The sequence below is a fragment of the Sphingopyxis sp. LK2115 genome, assembly GCF_014595975.1.
In the GTDB taxonomy this organism is placed as follows: domain Bacteria; phylum Pseudomonadota; class Alphaproteobacteria; order Sphingomonadales; family Sphingomonadaceae; genus Sphingopyxis.
Genome location: NZ_JABWGQ010000035.1, coordinates 57,195 through 76,856, shown reverse-complemented (window position 1 = coordinate 76,856; position 19,662 = coordinate 57,195). Strand labels below are relative to the sequence as shown.

General features: G+C 64.8%; 17 protein-coding genes. 6 read left to right on the top strand and 11 right to left on the bottom strand.

Annotation, left to right across the window (positions count from 1 at the left end):
- The first annotated feature begins 29 nt into the window (after positions 1-29).
- The 3 genes from HUW43_RS05620 (at position 30) to mazG (ending at position 4,368) form a co-directional block, all read left to right on the top strand.
- Positions 30-2,666 (top strand): nitrate reductase, encoded by a 2,637-nt coding sequence (locus HUW43_RS05620; protein WP_188236451.1) that lies wholly within the window; start codon positions 30-32, stop codon positions 2,664-2,666.
- Complete coding sequence (cobA, locus tag HUW43_RS05615) at positions 2,656-3,432, top strand: uroporphyrinogen-III C-methyltransferase (protein WP_188236450.1); 777 nt, start codon at positions 2,656-2,658, stop codon at positions 3,430-3,432. The genes HUW43_RS05620 and cobA overlap by 11 nt, the downstream gene beginning before the upstream one ends.
- A gap of 162 nt (positions 3,433-3,594) precedes the next feature.
- On the top strand, positions 3,595-4,368 hold the full coding sequence (mazG, locus tag HUW43_RS05610; RefSeq protein WP_188236449.1) for a nucleoside triphosphate pyrophosphohydrolase: 774 nt from the start codon (positions 3,595-3,597) through the stop codon (positions 4,366-4,368).
- Here the strand turns inward: mazG and hflX are convergent.
- The 7 genes from hflX to dusB form a co-directional block, all read right to left on the bottom strand.
- Entirely contained in the window at positions 4,346-5,644 is a 1,299-nt protein-coding gene (hflX, locus tag HUW43_RS05605) for a GTPase HflX (RefSeq protein WP_188236448.1), read from the bottom strand. The genes mazG and hflX overlap by 23 nt on opposite strands.
- A gap of 50 nt (positions 5,645-5,694) precedes the next feature.
- Positions 5,695-6,189, bottom strand: a complete 495-nt coding sequence (gene hfq / locus HUW43_RS05600; RefSeq protein ID WP_411157931.1) for an RNA chaperone Hfq — start codon at positions 6,187-6,189, stop codon at positions 5,695-5,697.
- A gap of 110 nt (positions 6,190-6,299) precedes the next feature.
- Positions 6,300-7,685 (bottom strand): sigma-54-dependent transcriptional regulator, encoded by a 1,386-nt coding sequence (locus HUW43_RS05595; RefSeq protein ID WP_188236447.1) that lies wholly within the window; start codon positions 7,683-7,685, stop codon positions 6,300-6,302.
- Positions 7,675-9,966: an ATP-binding protein gene (locus tag HUW43_RS05590; protein ID WP_223181311.1), complete on the bottom strand. Its 2,292-nt coding sequence runs from the start codon at positions 9,964-9,966 to the stop codon at positions 7,675-7,677. The genes HUW43_RS05595 and HUW43_RS05590 overlap by 11 nt, the downstream gene beginning before the upstream one ends.
- An 82-nt stretch (positions 9,967-10,048) precedes the next feature.
- Entirely contained in the window at positions 10,049-11,467 is a 1,419-nt protein-coding gene (locus HUW43_RS05585) for a sigma-54-dependent transcriptional regulator (RefSeq protein WP_188236445.1), read from the bottom strand.
- On the bottom strand, positions 11,464-12,555 hold the full coding sequence (locus HUW43_RS05580; protein WP_188236444.1) for a two-component system sensor histidine kinase NtrB: 1,092 nt from the start codon (positions 12,553-12,555) through the stop codon (positions 11,464-11,466). Before HUW43_RS05580 ends, HUW43_RS05585 begins: the two co-directional genes overlap by 4 nt.
- Positions 12,552-13,550 carry a tRNA dihydrouridine synthase DusB gene (dusB, locus tag HUW43_RS05575; RefSeq protein WP_188236443.1) on the bottom strand — a complete coding sequence of 333 codons (999 nt, stop codon included), beginning with the start codon at positions 13,548-13,550 and terminating at the stop codon, positions 12,552-12,554. Before dusB ends, HUW43_RS05580 begins: the two co-directional genes overlap by 4 nt.
- 96 nt (positions 13,551-13,646) lie before the next feature.
- Between dusB and HUW43_RS05570 the strand changes: the two genes are divergently transcribed.
- Together HUW43_RS05570 and HUW43_RS05565 are read left to right on the top strand one after the other, a co-directional pair.
- Positions 13,647-14,825 (top strand): bifunctional 2-C-methyl-D-erythritol 4-phosphate cytidylyltransferase/2-C-methyl-D-erythritol 2,4-cyclodiphosphate synthase, encoded by a 1,179-nt coding sequence (locus tag HUW43_RS05570; RefSeq protein ID WP_188236442.1) that lies wholly within the window; start codon positions 13,647-13,649, stop codon positions 14,823-14,825.
- A 3-nt stretch (positions 14,826-14,828) separates the two neighbouring features.
- Positions 14,829-15,386, top strand: coding sequence for a CinA family protein (locus tag HUW43_RS05565; RefSeq protein WP_188236441.1), 558 nt, complete (start codon positions 14,829-14,831; stop codon positions 15,384-15,386).
- Here HUW43_RS05565 and HUW43_RS05560 read toward each other — a convergent pair.
- Together HUW43_RS05560 and lipA are read right to left on the bottom strand one after the other, a co-directional pair.
- Entirely contained in the window at positions 15,329-15,808 is a 480-nt protein-coding gene (locus HUW43_RS05560) for a type II toxin-antitoxin system RatA family toxin (RefSeq protein ID WP_188236440.1), read from the bottom strand. The two genes, HUW43_RS05565 and HUW43_RS05560, sit on opposite strands and share 58 nt — an antisense overlap.
- Before the next feature lie 7 nt (positions 15,809-15,815).
- Entirely contained in the window at positions 15,816-16,751 is a 936-nt protein-coding gene (lipA, locus tag HUW43_RS05555; protein WP_188236439.1) for a lipoyl synthase, read from the bottom strand.
- A 62-nt stretch (positions 16,752-16,813) separates the two neighbouring features.
- Here lipA and HUW43_RS05550 point away from each other — a divergent pair, with 62 nt between their 5' ends.
- Positions 16,814-17,452, top strand: coding sequence for a carbonic anhydrase (locus tag HUW43_RS05550; protein ID WP_188236438.1), 639 nt, complete (start codon positions 16,814-16,816; stop codon positions 17,450-17,452).
- A gap of 9 nt (positions 17,453-17,461) precedes the next feature.
- Here HUW43_RS05550 and HUW43_RS05545 read toward each other — a convergent pair whose 3' ends face one another.
- Both HUW43_RS05545 and ettA read right to left on the bottom strand, forming a co-directional pair.
- Positions 17,462-17,866 carry a PaaI family thioesterase gene (locus tag HUW43_RS05545; RefSeq protein ID WP_223181310.1) on the bottom strand — a complete coding sequence of 135 codons (405 nt, stop codon included), beginning with the start codon at positions 17,864-17,866 and terminating at the stop codon, positions 17,462-17,464.
- Between the two features lie 44 nt (positions 17,867-17,910).
- On the bottom strand, positions 17,911-19,590 hold the full coding sequence (gene ettA / locus HUW43_RS05540) for an energy-dependent translational throttle protein EttA (RefSeq protein WP_188236436.1): 1,680 nt from the start codon (positions 19,588-19,590) through the stop codon (positions 17,911-17,913).
- Between the last annotated feature and the right edge of the window lie 72 nt (positions 19,591-19,662).

Sequence of the window (19,662 nt, the reverse complement as noted above, 5' to 3'; positions counted from 1 at the left end):
TTGAGCGCACAGGGGAACGGCGGTTGAACATGCCCCCGTCCCCTCTCCCGACCCGGCACGCCCCCCAAGCGGAAAGGGCTATAAAGACCACCTGCGCCTATTGCGGCGTCGGATGCGGAATCCGTGCGACGGTAACGGGTGAACGAAGCGTGGAGATAGCGGGCGATCCCGACCATCCCGCCAACCACGGCAAGCTCTGCTCGAAAGGGACGCACCTCGGCGAAACGGTCGGACTTGAAGGCCGCCTGCTCCATCCGATGATCGGTAATAAACGCGCAAGCTGGGACAAGGCGCTCGACCTTGTCGCCCGGCGGTTCAAGGAGACGATCGCACGGCACGGCGCCGGCAGCGTGGCCTTTTATGTATCGGGGCAATTGCTCACCGAGGATTATTATGTCGCGAACAAGCTGGTGAAGGGTTTCATCGGCACCGCGAACATCGACACCAATTCGCGCCTCTGCATGTCGAGCGCGGTCGCGGGGCATGTGCGCGCCTTTGGCGAGGATGTCGTGCCCGCAACCTACAAGGATCTGGACGCCGCCGACCTGTTCGTGCTCGTCGGGTCGAACACCGCCTGGTGCCATCCGGTCGTCTATCAGCGCATCCGCGCGCGCTGCGAGGCTGGCGCCAGACTGGTCGTCATCGACCCGCGCCGCACCGAGACCGCGGACGAAGCCGATCTTCACTTGGGCATCCGACCGGGAAGCGACGTCGCGCTGATGAACGGGCTGCTCGCGCACTGCCGCGAAGCAGGGGCCGTTGATGACGATTATCTCGCTGCGCATGTCGCCGCGCCCGATGATTTCTGGAACAGGCTTGGAGAGGGGAATGACCTGTGGTCGGTCGCGCGCATCTGCGATGTGTCCGCTGCCGACCTCAGGCATTTCTATGATCTGTTCGCGGCGACGCCGCGCACAGTCACCCTGTTCAGCCAGGGGATCAACCAGTCAACGAGCGGCACCGACCAGGTCAATGCGATCCTCAACGTCCATCTTGCGACAGGCCGCATCGGCAAACCCGGCGCCGCTCCCTTTTCGATCACCGGCCAGCCCAATGCGATGGGCGGGCGCGAGGTCGGCGGGCTTGCCTCGACGCTCGCCGCGCACATGGATTTCACGCCTGAAAACTGCGCCCGCGTCCGGCGCTTCTGGGCCGCGCCAACGATTGCCGAAAAGCCGGGCCTTAAGGCTGTCGATATGTTCCGTGCGATCGGCGAAGGCCGGATCAAGGCGCTGTGGGTGATGGCGACCAACCCGGCAGTGTCGATGCCCGACGCGAACCGCATTCGCGACGCGCTGGGCGCCTGCCCCTTCGTCGTCGTCAGCGACGTGATCGAAAGGACCGATACCGGCGCCTTTGCGCATGTCCGCCTGCCCGCCGCCGCATGGGGCGAAAAGGACGGCACCGTCACCAATTCGGACCGCACAGTCAGCCGCCAGCGCGCGCTCTTTGCGCTCCCAGGCGAAGCAATGCCCGACTGGTGGATCATCAAGGAAGTCGCGCGGCGAATGGGATGGAAAAATGCCTTTGCCTATGACCGCCCCGCCGACATCTGGCGGGAACATTGCCGCCTGTCGAGTTACGGCAATGATGGCGCGCGCCTTTTCGCGCTGCGTGGCGCCGCGCTCGGCGGCAACGCCGCCTATGACGCAATGCAGCCTTTTCGCTGGGGCGGCGACCAAGTCTTTGCCGACGGGCGCTTTTCGACCGACGACGGCCGCGCGCGCCTTGTCCCCGTTACGCAGAAGCCCCTTCCCGAACCGCTTGACCGATGGCCGCTGACGCTCAACACCGGACGGTATCGCGACCAGTGGCATACGATGACGCGCACCGGCCTTGCCCCGAAGCTGGCGCGCCACCGCGAGGAACCGCTCGTCGAGGTCCACCCCGACGATGGCGCGCGCCTCGGCCTCGCCGACGGCGGCCTCGCCCGCGTCGAAACCCCGCAGGGCGAGAGCCTGTACCGGGTCGCATTCCATAGCGGCCAACGCATCGGCGAACTGTTCGTGCCAATCCACTGGACCGACCGCACAGCGAACGGCGGGCGTACCGGCCTTCTGTCCCGCCCGCTCGTTGATCCGGTGTCGGGCCAGCCGGGTTTCAAGCGCACGCCTGCGTCGATCGTCCCGGTCAACCCGCGGTGGCGCGGATTCCTGATCCTTGCCCGCGATCTGCCCGAGGCGCCGCGCTGCCTGTGGGCGACGCGCGTCGCCGTGCCGTCGGGGGTGCTGTGGGAAGTCGCCGGGAACGGCGACCTGAAAAGAATCGAGGCGCTGCTTCCAAAGGGCGAGCGCATCGAGGCGCAGGACGCCGGACGGGGCATGAAACGCATCGCGGTGATCGTGAACGGCCGCCTCGCAGGCGCGCTCTTTGTGACGGAAAAGGGCGCGTTACCTGGACGCGACTGGCTCATCGCTCAGCTCGTGGCCCCCGACGTCGCGCCGACGCTGCTTGCGGGACGCGCACCCGGAATGCAGGCGGACAACGGGCCGACCATCTGCGTCTGCTTTGGCATCGGAATGAAAAGCATCATCGCCGCCATCCGCGACCAGAAGCTCGCCGACCTGGCGGCCATCGGCGGCGCGCTCGGCGCAGGCACCAACTGCGGTTCGTGCCGCCCCGCTCTCGCCCGAATCCTGTCAGAGGAGAAAAGCAATGCCGCCTGACGATTTTCCGGCCGGATCGGTGTGGCTTGTCGGCGCCGGTCCCGGCGACCCCGAACTGCTCACGATGAAGGCGGTGCGGCTGATCGAGCGCGCCGATATTGTCTTTTATGATGCCTTGGTCGGCAGGGGCGTTCTGGCCTTGATTCCTGATCGTGCCGAGCGTGTCAGCGTCGGCAAGCGGTCGGGTCGTCACTCAAAGGATCAGGGCACGATCGACGCCCTGCTGGTAAGCGCTGCACATGCGGGTAAGCGCGTGGTCCGACTGAAGGGCGGTGATCCGATGATCTTCGGTCGCGCGACCGAGGAAATCGCCGCGATCGAACGGGCCGGCTTTCGGGTGCGCGTCTGCCCTGGAATCACGACGGCCAGCGCCGTTGCGGCGTCAGCCGGCATGTCGCTCTCGCTGCGCGGAGTCGCGCGCGACATCCGCTTCCTCACCGCACACAGTCGCCGCGGCGCGGCGCTAGATCTCGACTGGGACTCGTTGGCGCGTGGCGGGTCGACGCTTGCTTTCTACATGGGTCGCGAAGCGGCGGGGGCCATTGCCAAGGGTTTGATGGCGGCCGGGATGCGGGGCGACACGCCGGTGCTTGTCGCCTGCAACGCAAGCCTGCCCGATGAACAGCGACTGGCCACGCGGCTGGACCTGCTCGGCCTTGCGACGCAATCGCTCGCGGGCTCGGCGCCCACCCTTATTCTGGCAGGCGCCGCAGTCGCGCTTGCCGAGCGGGCCTGTTCGGGACAGATCACCGCTCCCGCGGGCTGAGCAGCGCGTCATTTCCCCGCCAAATTGCTTGAGATGGCGGGCCGTTGCGCTATGGCGGGCGCGGCGCTGTCATCGGCATCCGGTTGCGGTGCGGATCGCGGCGCTTCCCCTATGGCCGCCTGGTGCTGGCGTGCCTGTCCCAGCATAAGCGATGCGATAACGATGACAAACACTGTGTCCCCGGCCCCCATCGACCGGCTCCTCGCCATCATGCGGCAACTGCGCAACCCGGACGGCGGCTGCGAATGGGATCTGGCGCAAAGCTTTGCGACGATCGCGCCCTATACGATCGAAGAGGCCTATGAGGTTGCCGACGCCATTGTCGGCGGCGATCCCGCGGCGATCCGCGATGAGCTGGGCGATCTGCTGCTTCAGGTGGTTTTTCACGCCCAGATTGCGGCCGATGACGGCTTGTTCGATTTCGACGATGTCGCCAGTGCGATCAGCGACAAGATGGAACGACGCCATCCGCACATTTTTGGCGGCGCCGCGACCGGCGACGTGCGGCGGCAATGGGAGGCGATCAAGGCCGACGAGCGGTCCGAAAACGGCCATCAAGGCGCGCTGGCGGGCGTCGCGCTTTCGCTGCCCGCGCTGCTGCGCGCCCAGAAACTTCAGGGCCGGGCCGCGCGCGTCGGATTTGACTGGCCCGACAGCAATGGTCCGCGCGACAAGGTGGCCGAGGAACTGGCCGAGGTTGCCGAGGCGAAAGATCCCGCCGCGCGCCACGAAGAGATCGGCGACCTGTTGTTTGCCGTCGTCAACTATGCCCGCAAGCTGGGGGTCGACGCCGAAAGCGCGCTCCGCGACGCCAATCTGAAATTCGCGCGCCGTTTTGCCGCGATGGAAGAACGCGCAGGCGGCACTCTGAGCGGCCTGTCGCTCGACACGCAGGAAGCGCATTGGCAGGCGGTCAAGGCGTCGGAGGCTGGCTAGGCGGCCATAGCCGGTCAAAACGCGCGCGGTCGGCGGGATCGAGCCGGACCGTCAGCACATGCCCCTCGCCCCTGGGTTCATCGGCAAGCACTTCGCCGCGCGCGTGCAGCCATGCCATCGCGTCGCCCTGTTCATAACCGAGGTAGATTTGCTGAACCTGGTGCCGCGCGGTCAATTGCGAGGCCATGAGCAAACGCGCCGCTTCAACCCCCTCGCCCGTCACTGCGGATATGATCGCGACGTCGCTGCGCCGCGCCGCCATCGCTTCCATAGCGGCGCGGCGATCGGCGTCGGCCATGTCGATCTTGTTCCATATCTCGATCTGCGGAACTGCGCTCGCAGCCCCGTCGCTCTCCTCATCCTGCGGCCCGTTGACGCCCAGCGAGTCGAGGATCGCGCGCACATCGTCGTACTGTGCTTCGGTGTCGGGATGCACGATGTCGCGGACATGGACGATCAGGTCGGCGGTCGTGACCTCCTCCAGCGTCGCGCGGAATGCCGCGACCAACTCGGTCGGCAGGTCCGACACAAAGCCGACCGTGTCGGACAGGATCGCCTTGTCGATACCGGGCAAGCGGATTTCGCGCATCGTGGGGTCGAGCGTTGCGAAAAGCATATCTTCCGCCATGACGTCACTTCCCGTCAGGCGGTTGAAGAAAGTCGATTTTCCGGCATTGGTATATCCGACGAGCGCGATCACCGGCCACGGCGCGCGTTGACGCTTGGAACGCTGGAGCTGCCGCGTGCGGCGCGCGTCCTCCAGGCTGCGACGAATGCGCGCCATCCGTCCCCGGATCATCCGGCGGTCAGCCTCGATCTGGGTTTCGCCAGGGCCGCCCAGAAAGCCGAAGCCGCCGCGCTGCCGCTCAAGGTGCGTCCAGCTACGCACAAGCCGTCCCGCCTGATAGTCGAGATGCGCGAGTTCGACCTGCAACCGTCCTTCGGCCGTCGCCGCACGCTCGCCAAAGATTTCCAGGATCAGGCCCGTGCGGTCGATCACCTTGGTGCCGAAGGCGGTTTCAAGGTTGCGTTGCTGGATCGCCGTCAGGGCGGCATCGACCACAACCAGCTGGATGCCTTTTGCCGCGATGTCGGGTTCGATCGCTTCGATCTGGCCGACGCCGAGCAGCGTCGCGGCACGCGTCTGGCGCAACCGGAGCATATGGACCGCCACGACGTTCAGACCGATCGCCAGCGCAAGACCTTTTGCCTCCTCGGCGCGCGCGTCAAGGTCGCGGGCAAGGCGCTGGCTATGCCATTCGGGCACGATAATCATCGCGGCGGCGCCGCGCGTAAACTCGTCTTCGCTGTCGGCAATCGGGTCGATCAGCTGTCGTCCGCTTCGTCGTGACTGTCGGTCAGATTGATCGGACCGTTCGGCTGGACCGTCGAAATGGCGTGCTTGTAAACAAGCTGCACCTGCCGTTCGCGTTCAAGCAACATGCAGAACAAATCGAACGCAACGATATCACCCTGCAGCATCACGCCGTTGACGAGGAACATTGTCACCGATTCGTCCGACCGTCGAACCGCGTTCAGGAACACGTCCTGCAACGCCTTGCCCTTGCTGGGCGGCGCGTCGCGCAGATTGCCGCCGAGCAGCGACAGGTCGAAATCATGCGAGGGCATGACGGTCGAGATCGCATGTTTGTACACCAGCTGCGACTGGCCGTCGCGGCGCAGCAGCAGCGAGAAATTGTCGAACCAGGTGATGATGCCCTGAAGCTTGACCCCCTTCACAAGAAACATCGTGACGGGGGTTTTGCTCTTGCGGAGGGCGTTGAGGAAAATATCCTGAAGATTCTGGTTTTTATCGGACACATTTGCCTCCTGTTCTTGGCGGTGAAACCGCGGGTTTGGCGCCGGTATTCCGGCATTCAACATATTCTTCTTGCTCGCAATATGCGGCAAAGCGTCCGCATCGTCCAGCGCTAAGCCGGGCTTTCCTTGTCTGAACTTTCGGTAAGCCCCAAAAGTTTCAGTTTGCGGTGCAGCGCCGAACGCTCCATGCCGATGAAGCTCGCAGTGCGCGAGATGTTGCCCGAAAAGCGGTTGATCTGAATCCGCAGATATTCGCGCTCGAAATGTTCGCGCGCTTCCTTGAGCGGAATGGCGGTGATCGACTCCGAATTGGGCAAAATGTCGGTTCCCCCGCGAACCAGTTCGGCGGGCAGCATGTCGGCGTCGATGCGCGCCAGCCGGTCGCTTGGCGTCAATATCATCACCCGTTCCACGACATTGCGCAGCTCGCGCACATTGCCGGGCCAGTCGTGCGCCTGCAGCGCGGCCATCGCCTCGGCGCTGATCTGGGGCGGAGGCACGCGGCGATCGGCGGCATAGCGTCGCACGAAATGATCGCACAGGCTGGCGATGTCGTCGCGCCGTTCGCGCAGCGACGGGATGTGCACCGGCACAACGTTGAGCCGGTAATAAAGATCCTCGCGAAAGCGTCCCTCGGCAATCTCCACGGTCAGGTCGCGCGCCGAGCCCGAAATGATCCGCACATCGACGCGGATCATCGTCCGCCCGCCGACCCGCGTAAAGCTCTGGTCGGTCAGCACGCGCAATATCTTTCCCTGCGTCGTGAGCGGCATGTCGGCAACTTCGTCGAGAAACAATGTGCCGCCGTGCGCCTGTTCGAGCAGGCCGACGCGGATCGAACCGTCCTCGGCCTCGGCTCCGAAAAGCTCCAGCTCGACCGTTTCCGGGTCCATGCGCGCCGACGAAATCACCCGGAAGGGCGCGTTGTGGCGCCCGCTCCAACCGTGAAGGACGCGTGCGGCGACTTCCTTGCCGACGCCGGGCGCCCCGGTGATGAGGACGCGGCTTCCCGTTCCGGCGACGCGCTTCAGCGTTGCGCGGACGTTATTGATCGCCGCGCTGTTGCCGGTCAGCTCTTCCGCCGGTCCGGCCTTTTCACGAAGCTGTTCATATTCGAACTTCAACCGCTCATTTTCGGTGGCGCGCGCGACGAGGTGGAGCAGGCGCGAGGCTTCAAACGGCTTTTCGATAAAATCGAACGCGCCGCGGCGGATCGCGGCGACCGCGGTGTCGAGCCCGCCGTGCCCCGAAATCACGATGATCGGCAATGTCGGATCGAACGCCTTGATCGCTTCGACCAGCCCCAGCCCGTCGAGTCGCGAACCCTGGAGCCAGACGTCGATCAGCGCCAGCGAGGGGCGCCGCTGGCGGATGGCTTCGAGCGCCGAATCGCTGTCGGAGGCGGTGCGCGCCTCATAACCTTCATCCTCCATGACCCCGGCCACGAGGTCGCAGATGTCGCGTTCGTCGTCGACGATCAGAATATCAAGCGCCATGGTCTTCTTTATCCTGTCGGTTGCGGATGCGTCCCGGAACGGTCTCACGCCGACCAAGCATATTGTCGTCGCCCTGCCCCGCCAGCGGCCGCAGCCGGTCGGGATGCAGCGTCAGGGTGACGCACGTGCCTTGCCCCAATGGATTGTCCGAAAACTCCAGTTCGCCATAATGCTGTTCGACGATCTTCTTGACGATCGCGAGGCCAAGCCCGGTCCCGCCCTGCCGCGTCGTCATATAGGGTTCGGCGATCGCCTCGCGCGCTTCGGGCAACCCGATGCCGTCGTCGGTGATGCGGATGACGACTGCGTCATGCGCGTGGGTTTCCAGTTCGACGCCAATGGTTCCGGCCGCGATTTCGTCGGAATCTTTTTGCTTTTCCTCAATTGCTTCGACAGCATTCTTGATAATATTCGTTATCGCTTGCGACAGCAGGCGGCGGTCGCACACCAGCGGTTCGATCTCGGTCGGCGTCTTGACGGCAAAGGCAATGTCGGGTTTTGCCACCTCGAACAGAAACACCGCCTGGCGCAGAATGTCGCGCACATCCTCGACCCCGAAGGTCGGCTTGGGCATCCGCGCGAAGCTGGAAAACTCGTCGACCATGCGGCGCATGTCGTGAACCTGGCGGATCACCGTGTCGGTGAGCTTGCGGAAGGTCGCCTGATCGCCCTCGACCTTGTCGCCGAAGCGGCGTTGCAGGCGCTCGGCGGCGAGCTGGATCGGGGTGAGCGGGTTCTTGATCTCGTGCGCGATGCGGCGCGCGACGTCGGACCAGGCGGCGCGGCGCTGGTCGAGCAATTGCTGCGTAATATCCTCGAAACTGAGGACAAAACCGTCACCTTGCGCCACCGCCTTGGCCGCGAGCGTCGCCGGTTCGCTGTCCTTGCGCGCCAGCTGGACGATCGCCTCGCGCTCTTTCCCCGTCAGCAGCTGCGACAGTTCAGGCGCGACGTCGTCCAGCAGAAGTCCCGTGAGCTCGTCGGCCGGGCAGGCGACCAGCCTTTCCGCCGCGGCGTTGGCAAGCAGGATGCGGCGGTCGGTATCGACCGACACAACCGCCGATGACACGCCGCTCAGCACCGCCTCGATAAAGCTGCGCCGCGTTTCGAGTTGCTCATTGGCGTGAACGAGCGCGCGCGTCTGCCCTTCGAGTTGTTCGGTCATCCGGTTAAAGGCGCGTGTCAGCACCGAAATCTCGTCATCGCGCTCCGGCGGTGTCACGCGGACCGAAAGATCGCCGCCCGCCGCGGTGCGCGTTGCGCCAATCAGCGTTCCCAGCGGCCGAACGATCCGGTCGGCGACGACAATCGCCGCGATCACCGCAAGCGCGAGCAGCAGCAAAGCGCCGAGGTAAAGCGCGCCGTTGAACTGGAGCTGGAGCAGCTGCGAACGCTGGAAGAGCGCGTTGTAATCGGCGAGCACGGTGCCGGCGCGCACCGACTGCTGGAAGCCCGGCACGTTGAAATCGCGCGAGGCATAGACATAGGCACGCTGCGCCCCCGGCAGCTTGGTCGCCGCCTCGATCCGGTCCGAGCGGCGGACGACGACGACATCTTCGCCGGCATCGAGCCGCTTGATCATCTCGGGCTGCAAACGGTTCTGGGCGGCACGATTGTCGGGGTCGACCCCCGCGGCCGTCCGCGCGACGCCGTCGGCGCCGATCTCGATCACCGCCGATTCATTGAGGTTCCGGACGACGACCTGCTGGAAATAATAGCTCGAGAAATCGGGATCGTCGGGCGGCACTTTATCCAGAAAATTGCCCAGATCCTTGGCCATTGCGATGGTGTTCGCGCCGACCTCGCGCTGGTTTTCCTGATAATAGCCCTCGGCGAGGCTCGCCGCATTCTCGAACATCCCGCGCGATCGGTCCGAGAACCAGAAATCGACGCCGAACTGGAAGAGCAAGGACGCGAAGATCACGACGAGCATCGTCGGCGCTGCGGCGATCAACGAGAAGAGCGCGACCAGGCGGACGTGCAGGCGGCCGTTGCCGCCTGCCATCGAACTGGTCGCGCGCGCGCGCGCAACGCGGCTGCCGATCAGCACGATCAGCGCCATCGCCGGAACCAGATTGGCGACCATGATCGCGGCGACGAGCGCGGGTGTCAGCAGTCGATCGCTTTGCGCATCGCCGGTCACAAAAATATAGGTGGCAATCGCAATGCTCACCATCGCGGCAAGCGCATAATATTCGGGCACGCCGAAACGCCAGATGCCCGCGCGCACGTCCTGTCCGTCTGAATCCATGTCGAAAGTCGGGGCAGCGGCCAACGTCATTGTTGCTGCAATACGACATTCCTGTTGCATAGAGAACACACAATCGCGCCGGCCATGCCATTTGACGCAGGCCTGGCAGCTTTCAGGGGCGCAAGGGATTGATTTCCAATTGGGCCAGTCGTTTGCGCAGCGTATTGCGGTTGATGCCGAGCCGCCGGGCGGCTTCGAGCTGGTTGCCCTGCGCATCACGCATCACGCGCCGGAACAGGGCAGTCTCGACGATGGCTTCGAGTTGCCCGTGAATGTCGCTTTCCAGATCGGGGCTGGCCATTTTTTCGCGCGCCCAATCGTCGATCGCGCGTGCGATCCGCGCTGCGGGATCGACCAGGCCGCCGCTTTCGCTGTTGTCGCGCAGCACCATTTCGACCTCGCGCGCGGTGACGACGGTGTCGCGTGACAGCACTGCAAGCCGCTGCACCACATTGCCAAGTTCGCGGACATTCCCCGGCCAGTCGTGGCGTTCAAGCCATTGCATCGCTTCGGGCGCGAACTGACGGTCGGGCAGCCCCGATCCGCGCCCGACCTCGACAAAATGGCGCACGAGAGCGGCGATGTCGCTGCGGCGGTCGCGCAGCGGCGGCAGGGTCACGGGGATGACGTTGAGCCGGTAGAAGAGATCCTCGCGAAAGCGGCCGTCGGCGACAAGCGCGCGCATGTCACGATGCGTCGCAGCGATGACGCGGACGTCGGCGCGCAGCGGCTGGCTGCCACCGACGGTCGAATATTCATTGCTCTGAAGCACGCGCAGCAGCCGCGTTTGCGCCTCGAGGGGCATGTCGCCAATCTCGTCGAGAAACAGGGTGCCGCCTGCGGCCTGTTCAAAGCGTCCCGCGTTGCGGCTGTGCGCGCCGGTGAAGGCGCCTTTTTCGTGGCCGAACAGCTCGGCCTCGATCAATTCGCGCGGAATGGCGGCCATGTTGATCGCGACAAAAGGTCCGGCGCGGCGCAGCCCAGTGGCGTGAATGGCGCGCGCGACGACTTCCTTGCCCGTCCCCGATTCGCCGAGGATCAGCACCGCGAGGTCGTTGGTCGCGAGCCGCGCGATCGTGCGGTAGACGGCCTGCATTGCGGGCGCGCGGCCGACGAGGCCGTGGCTGTCGGCGGGCGGGTTGGCGTCGCTCGCCGCCGGTTCGACGCGCCGTTGCAACGCGGCGCGAACGCTGCTGGTCAGCTCGTCGAGGTCGAACGGCTTGGGCAAATAGTCATAGCTGCCGATACCCGTCGCACGCACCGCGGTATCGAGCGTGTTCTGCGCCGACAGCACGATCACCGGCGTCGCGGGATCGACACCGGCATGCGCGAGCGAGTCTATGCCATCGCCGTCAGGCAGCACGACGTCGGTGATGATGAGGTCCGGGCGATGGCCCGCGAGCCACGCGTTGCGTTCGGCGATGCTGCCGACCGACGCGAGAAGGCCGCATTCGTCATCGAGCGTTTCGCGGATGATCATCGCGATCGCCGGATCATCTTCGACCAGCAGGATCGTCTTGCCTTCGCTCATCCCTGTCCCTTTGCCTGCGCAACGGGCAGGTGGACACGAAAGCGCGTCCAGTCGCCATCGCGCATATGCTGCACCGTCCCGCCCATGTCGCGCGCGAGTTTGGCAACGAGCGCCAGGCCAAGGCCCCTGCCGTCGCGCTTCGTCGTCACAAATGGGTCGAACAAATCGCCGCGAATGTCCGCGGGGACGCCGGGGCCATTGTCGCTCACGCTGAGTTCGATCGGCAGCGCGATGCGTCCGCGCCCGTCGCCATTGTCGATCGACAGGCCGTGACGATAGGCAGTTGCGATCCGCACCACGCCATCGTCGCGCCCCGCCAGCGCTTCGCAGCCGTTGGTCACGAGGTTGAGCAATATCTGCACCATGGCGTCATGGTTGCCGTGGACGAGCGGCAGCGACGGGTCGAAATCCTCTGCGAAGCGAACGCCCGGAAACTGGCGCGCACGCGCGGTTTCCATCGCCTGATGAATCGGCTGGTACAGGTTGATCGGTTCGCACAGGATCGGCTGTCCCCGCGAAAAATGCTCCATCTGGTCAATCAGCGTCGCGATGCGGTCGACCTCGGCGCAAATCAGCGTCGTGAAGCGCTCGCCTCCGCTGTCGGTCTTGCGGGCAAGCAATTGCGCCGCGCCCTTGATGCCGGCGAGCGGATTCTTGATCTCGTGCGCCAGCATCGTTGCCGCTGCCCCCGCGGCGCGGCTCGACCGCCCGATCGCGCCGCCCATCAGTTCGGTATCGCTTTGCGAGGGCACCAGCGCGAGGATGCGGTGGCCGCCCTGGCCATAGGGCACCATCTGCATGTCGACGAAAACCGACTTGCGGCCGCCGAGCGTAATTTCGGTCCGGTGCGCGAAAAGCGCCGACATGGCGGCATCGTTCATCCGCTGGCGATAGCTGCGGTCCATCTGGATGACGTCATAGATGACGCGCCCGACCATCGCCGTCCGGCTGACGTTGCAGAGCTGCTCGGCGGCGGCATTGACGAAGAGCACAACCCCGCTGCTGTCGATCAGCAACGTCGGCACGGGATGCGACTGGATCAGCTCGTGATGGTCAAAGCTTGGGATGCTCGAGGTGGGCGTCGTCACGCCGCCGCCCGTGTCAGATGCGGGCCGTAAAAGGCGTCGAGCGCGTCGAGAACGCCTTTGCTGTCCGGGATCTGGTTGACCTTGTTGCGGAACTCCGCCGAGCCCGGCAGGCCCTTGACATACCAGCCAAGATGCTTGCGCGCCATATTAACCCCGGTGGTTTCGCCATAATGGTCGATCATCGCCCGGTAATGCGAAGTAATGACGTGATATTGTTCGTCGAGGCCGGGGTCGGGCCGCTCACCCTCGCCGCGCAGCGCCGCCATCACCTGCTCCAGCAGCCACGGGCGGCCATAAGCGCCGCGGCCGATCATCACGCCGTCGGCGCCGCTTTGCGCCAGCGCAGTGCGCGCATCGTCGGCCGAGCAGATGTCGCCGTTGACAATTACCGGGATCGACACCGCGTCCTTGACCCGGCGCACAAAGGCCCAGTCGGCTTCGCCGCGATACATCTGGTTGCGCGTGCGACCGTGGACGGTGACCATCTTCGCCCCCAGATCCTCGGCGATATGCGCGAGTTCGGGGGCATTGAGGCTGTCGTGGCACCAGCCCATGCGCATCTTCACCGTCACCGGCACCGAAACGGCTTTCACGCAGGATTCGATCAGCGCGGCGGCAAGCTTCAAATCGCGCATCAGCGCCGATCCGGCGTCGCCATTGGTAACCTTGCGCACCGGGCAGCCCATGTTGATGTCGATGATCGCCGCGCCGCGATCCTCGTTGAGCTTGGCCGCTTCGCCCATTTCATAGGGGGTGCAGCCGACGAGCTGCATCGACACCGGTTCCTCGACCGGATCCCACGCCGCTTTCTGGATCGACTGGCGCGTTTCGCGGATCGCCGCCTGGCTGGCGATCATTTCGGTGACGTTCAGCCCCGAACCATAAGAACGCACCAGCTTGCGGAACGGCAGGTCGGTGACGCCCGTCATCGGCGCGAGGATCACCGGATCCGCGATGGTGATGTTGCCGATCTGGATGGGCCGCAGCGGCGCCATGGGGGATGCTTTCGTTTGCATTGCCTAAAAATTGAGCAGGCCCTACACGCTTAGCCGCTTTCCCGCAAGGCGCGGCTGCGCTAACCGGCGCGCACCATGTCCGAGTCCCCTGCCCCGCACCCCCGCCGCGTCGCCGCGATCCTGCTTGCGGGCGGCCGCGGAGCGCGTGCAGGCTTTGCGCGGCCAAAGCAGCTCGAAATGCTTGGCGGCAGGCCGGTGCTGCGCTGGAGTCTCGACGCCCTGGCCGATTATCAAGGCGTTTCGGACGGCGTCCTGGTGGCCAATCATGACGTCATGGCGGCGGTGCAACCTTTGCCCGAAGGCTGGATTTCAGCCGATCCCGGCCCCGATCGACAGCAATCGGTGGCCAATGCGCTGACCGCGCTGTCCGATTTGCCGGACGAGATGATGGTGCTCGTCCATGACGCCGCGCGCCCCGGAGTCGACGCCGCCGTTATCGACCGGCTGCTCGCAGCGCTGGATCGGGCCGAAGCGGCGATCCCCGTTCTGCCGGTTCCCGATACGCTGGTCGAGGCGGCGGATGGCGAGGCGGGCGATGTCGTCGCGCGCGACCGGCTGGCGCGCGTCCAGACGCCGCAGGCCTTTCGGCTCGGCACCTTGCGGCGCGCGCACGCCAAAGCCTCGGGCGCGGCGGCGAGTGACGATGCGCAGCTCGTCCGCAGCCTTGGCGTCACGGTGGCGATGGTCGAAGGCGATGCGCGCCTCCACAAACTGACATATGCCGACGATATGGCGATCCTGCGTGGGCTGCTGGGGACAAGCGACATGATGCGAACCGCCGTCGGCATGGGCTATGATGTTCACCGTCTGGTCGCGGGCAAGACGCTGTGGATCGGCGGGATAGAAATCGAGCATAGTCATGGACTTGAAGGCCATAGCGATGCCGACGTCGCGCTGCATGCGCTGACCGACGCGATCTTGGGCGCGCTGGGCGATGGCGACATCGGCGACCATTTTCCGCCGAGCGACCCGCAATGGCGCGGTGCCGCGTCGCACCGCTTCCTGTCCTTTGCCGGCGAGCGCGTGGCGGCGAAGGGCGGGCGGATCGGCCACCTCGATCTCACGATCATCGCCGAAGCGCCGCGGATCGGCCCGCACCGCGTCGCCATTCGCAACCGCATTGCCGAAATCCTTGCGATTCCGGCCGGACGGGTTAGTGTGAAGGCGACAACGACCGAGCGGCTGGGTTTCACCGGCCGTCGCGAGGGGATTTCGGCCCAGGCCGTTGCGACCATCCAGCTTCCGGAGATTTGACCCGTGCTGCACGATGCCGAATCGCGCCTTTCTGCGCGAGATGATCTTGCCGCGAGCGTGCTCGCCCAAAACCGCGCGGCCGGGCGCAAGGTCGCAGTCGCCGAAAGCTGCACCGGCGGCATGGTGGCCGCGGCGCTGACCGATATCGCCGGATGCTCGGACGTTTTTACCGCCGGTTTCGTGACCTATTCGGCCGACGCCAAGAAAAGGCAGCTCGACGTCAGCGGCGAGATTCTCGAAACCTTTGGCGAAGTGTCGCTGGCGACCGCCTGGGCGATGGCCGCCGGCGCGCTGGCTAACAGCGACGCCGACGTCGCCGTCGCGATCACGGGCATCGCCGGTCCCGGCGGCGGCACCGAGAAGAAGCCCGTCGGTCTCGTCGTCTTTGCGCGCGCGCTGCGCGGGCAAGACCCGGACGATTATTTCACCCAGCGCATCCAGTTCGAGGGGGCCGACCGCGCGGCGATCCGTCAAGCCGCAACAATGTTCGCCCTCGAACTGCTTCAGCCCGACAAGGACGCGCTGCGCCCGTCAGAGGACGTTGCGCTCCCCGCGCCGTAAAGTTCTTCGGCGCGTGCTTCGAACGCGGCGATCATCTTTCTGAGCGCCTTGTCGAACATCTGGCCCGCGAGGGCCTCGAACATCCGGTTGCGGAACGCAAAGTCGACCATGAAATCGACGCGGCAACCGCCGCCGGCGGCGGGCTGGAAATGCCATTCGTTGCTGAGATGCTTCATCGGGCCGTCGATATAGCTGACGACCACCTCGCGCGGCCGCTGCTTGTGGACGCGGCACGAAAAACTCTCGCGCAGCCCCTTGAAGCCGACGATCATGTCCGCCACCGCCTCATGCTCGCTGTCGCTGCGAACGCGCAGCGCGACGACCCACGGCAGGAACTCGGGATAGCGTGCGATGTCGGTCACCAGCGCGAACATCTGTTCGGCGCTGTATGGCAGGTTGCGGGTTTCGTGGTGGCGGGGCAAGGTCAGGTCAGTCGGCGCGCGCGCGCGCCAGTTGCGCCTTGCGCGCCGCGCGCATCCGTTCGAAATCATCGCCCGCGTGATAGCTGGAGCGCGTCAGCGGTGACGAGGCAACCTGCAAGAAGCCCTTGGCGCGCGCGATCTGCGCATAGGCATCGAACGCCTGTGGCGTCACGAAGTCGATCACCCTGGCGTGTTTCGGCGTCGGTTGCAGATATTGGCCCATCGTCATGAAATCGATGTCGGCGCTGCGCATGTCGTCCATCACCTGATGCACCTCCATCCGTTCCTCGCCAAGCCCCAGCATGATGCCCGACTTGGTGAAGATCGACGGATCGCGCCGCTTGACGCTTTCGAGCAGCCGCAGCGAGGCATAATAGCGCGCGCCGGGGCGGATCGTCGGGTAGAGCCGCGGCACGGTTTCGAGATTGTGATTATAGACGTCGGGGCGGGCATCGACGATCGCCGCAATCGCGCTTTCGGGCTTGTTGCGAAAGTCGGGGGTCAGGATTTCGATCGTCGTCTGCGGCGTTTCGCGGCGCAGCGCCTCGATAACCTTGACGAACTGGCTGGCGCCGCCATCCGGCAGGTCGTCGCGGTCGACCGACGTGATGACGATATGCGTCAGCCCCATCTTGGCGGCGGCGATCGCGGTATGTTCTGGCTCGAACGGGTCGACCGCGCGGGGCATGCCCGTCTTGACGTTGCAAAAGGCGCAAGCGCGCGTGCAGGTGTCGCCGAGGATCATCACCGTGGCGTGTTTTTTGGTCCAGCATTCGCCGATGTTCGGGCACGCCGCCTCTTCGCACACCGTATGCAAATTGAGTTCGCGCATCAGCTTGCGTGTTTCGGCATAGCCGGGGCTGGTCGGTGCCTTGACGCGAATCCAGTCGGGCTTGCGCTGGCGCTGGCTCGGCGTGGCGGGGGGTGAGGCGGGAGCGTTCATCGCGCCCACATAGTCGCCTGTGTCCCTCTTCTCAACCTCTCTACTTATGCTATGGGGCCGCCATGACTCACTTTGCCGACATGATCGAAGGCTATCGCCGTTTCCGTAACGGCGGATGGCAGGAACAGCGTGACCGCTGGAATGAGCTTGCCGAGGGGCAGTCGCCCAAGGTGATGGTGATCGCCTGTTCCGACAGCCGCGTCGAACCGTCCCAGATTTTCGATACCAGTCCGGGCGAAATCTTTGTCGTGCGCAATGTCGCCGCGCTGGTGCCGCCGTTTGAAACGACGCCCGGACGTCACGGCGTCTCGGCCGCGCTGGAGTTTGCTGTGCAGTTCCTGAAGGTCGAGGAAATCGTCGTCATGGGCCATGGCCTGTGCGGCGGCTGCCATGCCGCGTTGCATGGGACGATGGCTGGCGCCGAACCGGGCCGCGGCGGCTTTATCGCCGACTGGATCGCTCTGCTCGATGGCGCGAGCAACGAGGTGCGGGCCGAGCATTCTGACCTCGACAGCCGCGACGCGGGCCGTGCGATGGAAATGGCGGCGGTGCGTGTCAGCATCGCGAATCTTCGCACTTTTCCCTGTATTCAGGAAAAGGAAGCGCGCGGCACGCTGAAACTGCGCGGTGCCTTTTTTGCGATCAGTGACGGGGTGCTGCATGTCATGGACGATGCCACGGGCGCATTCAGCCCAGCCTGAGCCGCCGCGTCACGGAATCGCGTAGGTCACATTCGCCTGCCCGACCGGTTTTAGCGGATCGTCGGTCCAGATCCGCACGTCCATGACCGCGAGCCGCTTGCCGAGCCGCAGCATGTGCGCGTCGGCAAACAGCGAGCCGGGGCGGCACGGGCGCAGAAACTGATAACCCAGCGCACTCGTCACCGCCATCGCCACTGGCCCGATATGCGCGAGCACCAGCGCATAGGCCGCCATGTCGGCGAAGCCCATCTGCGTCGGCCCCGAAATCAGCCCGCCGGGACGCAGCGCCTTGTCGGTCGGGTCCATCCGCGCTCGCACATGACCGGGGGTGGCCGACACCACATAGCCGCGCGATCCCGGCTCCGATTGGGGAAAGGCTTCTGCCATGAACGCGTTGAGCGCTTCCGCGTCCATGCGGATCGCGCTCGCAGAGATGCCCTCCCCAGCCCTCATACCGGTCAGCGCGACAATTTCTTGTAGGTCGTCGCGTGCGGGCGCGTCGCGCCCTCGCCGAGGCGGCGGATCTTGTCCTCTTCATAGGCCTCGAAATTGCCCTCGAACCATTCGACATGGCTGTCGCCTTCGAAAGCCAGGATGTGCGTCGCAAGGCGATCGAGGAAAAAGCGGTCGTGGCTGATGACCACGGCACAACCCGCAAAGTTTTCGAGCGCTTCCTCCAGCGCCGCCAGCGTTTCGGTGTCGAGGTCGTTCGTCGGTTCGTCGAGCAGCAGGACGTTGCCGCCCTGTTTCAGCATCTTGGCCATATGGACGCGGTTGCGTTCGCCGCCCGACAGCTGGCCGACCTTTTTCTGCTGGTCGGTGCCCTTGAAGTTGAACGCGCCGACATAGGCGCGGGTCTGCATTTCATGCTTGCCGATCGACATCATGTCGTGGCCGCCCGAAATTTCTTCCCAGACATTCTTGTTCGGGTCGAGCGCGTCGCGACTCTGGTCGACATAGCCGAGGCGCACCGTGTCGCCGATGCTGATGCTGCCGCTGTCGGGCTGTTCCTGTCCCGTAATCAGCTTGAACAAGGTCGACTTGCCTGCACCGTTGGGGCCGATAACCCCGACAATCCCCCCCGGCGGCAATGTGAAGGACAGATCCTCGAACAGCAGCTTGTCGCCATAGGCCTTCGAGATATTTTTGACCTCGATCACCTTGCCGCCGAGCCGTTCGGGAACCTGGATGACGATCTGCGCCTTGCCGGGTGCGCGGTTTTCCTGCGCTTCGACAAGCTGGTCGAACGATTTGATACGCGCCTTCGACTTGGCCTGGCGCGCCTTTGGCGATTGCCGGATCCATTCGAGCTCGTCCTTGATGGCCTTTTGGCGGCCGGCATCCTCGCGCGCTTCCTGTTCGAGCCGCTTGCCCTTCTTTTCAAGGTAGGTCGAATAATTGCCCTCGTAGACGAAATAGCGTCCGCGATCGAGTTCGAGGATCCAGTTCACGACATTGTCGAGGAAATAGCGGTCGTGGGTGACGAGGATGACATTGCCGGGATAGTCGACGAGATGCTTTTCCAGCCAGGCGACACTTTCGGCATCAAGGTGGTTGGTCGGCTCGTCGAGCAGCAGGATCGACGGCTTTTCGAGCAGCAGCCGCGTGAGCGCGATGCGGCGACGTTCACCGCCCGACAGATTTTCGACGCTCCAGTCGCCGGGCGGGCAGCGGAGCGCCTCCATCGCGATTTCGAGCTGGTTGTCGAGCGTCCAGCCGTCGACCGCGTCGATCTTTTCCTGCAGGCTGCCCATTTCCTCCATCAGCGCATCGAAATCGGCGTCGGCGGGCGGATCGGCCATCAGCGCGCTGATCTCGTTGAAGCGGTCGAGCATGTCGGCGACCGGACGGACGCCGTCCATGACATTTTCCTTGACCGTCTTCGCCGGGTCGAGTTGCGGCTCCTGCGCGAGATAGCCGACGGTGATCCCCTCGCCAGGCCAAGCTTCACCAGCAAAATCCTTGTCGATGCCCGCCATGATTTTCATCAGTGTCGACTTGCCCGTGCCGTTCGGGCCGACGATGCCGATCTTGGCGTCGGGATAGAATTGCAGGTTCAGATTGTTGAGCGTCGGCTTTTGTGCGCCGGGATAGGTCTTGGTCAGACCCTTCATCACGAAACTATATTGGGCGGCCATGAAATGCTCCGGTAAAGGCTGGGCCGCGACGGCGGCCGGAAGAGTTGCGCGCCGGTTAGCGAATGGGCACTG

Coding starts and splice junctions, on each gene's coding strand:
- HUW43_RS05545 (WP_223181310.1), bottom strand. CDS start 17,866: ATGGACGCGGAAGCGCTCAACGCGTTCATGGCAGAAGCCTTTCCCCAA.
- cobA (WP_188236450.1), top strand. CDS start 2,656: ATGCCGCCTGACGATTTTCCGGCCGGATCGGTGTGGCTTGTCGGCGCC.
- HUW43_RS05570 (WP_188236442.1), top strand. CDS start 13,647: ATGTCCGAGTCCCCTGCCCCGCACCCCCGCCGCGTCGCCGCGATCCTG.
- ettA (WP_188236436.1), bottom strand. CDS start 19,590: ATGGCCGCCCAATATAGTTTCGTGATGAAGGGTCTGACCAAGACCTAT.
- hflX (WP_188236448.1), bottom strand. CDS start 5,644: ATGATTATCGTGCCCGAATGGCATAGCCAGCGCCTTGCCCGCGACCTT.
- dusB (WP_188236443.1), bottom strand. CDS start 13,550: ATGGCGCCGCTGCGGCCCATCCAGATCGGCAACATCACCATCGCGGAT.
- mazG (WP_188236449.1), top strand. CDS start 3,595: ATGACAAACACTGTGTCCCCGGCCCCCATCGACCGGCTCCTCGCCATC.
- HUW43_RS05550 (WP_188236438.1), top strand. CDS start 16,814: ATGACTCACTTTGCCGACATGATCGAAGGCTATCGCCGTTTCCGTAAC.
- HUW43_RS05595 (WP_188236447.1), bottom strand. CDS start 7,685: ATGGCGCTTGATATTCTGATCGTCGACGACGAACGCGACATCTGCGAC.
- HUW43_RS05585 (WP_188236445.1), bottom strand. CDS start 11,467: ATGAGCGAAGGCAAGACGATCCTGCTGGTCGAAGATGATCCGGCGATC.
- HUW43_RS05590 (WP_223181311.1), bottom strand. CDS start 9,966: ATGACGTTGGCCGCTGCCCCGACTTTCGACATGGATTCAGACGGACAG.
- lipA (WP_188236439.1), bottom strand. CDS start 16,751: ATGAACGCTCCCGCCTCACCCCCCGCCACGCCGAGCCAGCGCCAGCGC.
- HUW43_RS05620 (WP_188236451.1), top strand. CDS start 30: ATGCCCCCGTCCCCTCTCCCGACCCGGCACGCCCCCCAAGCGGAAAGG.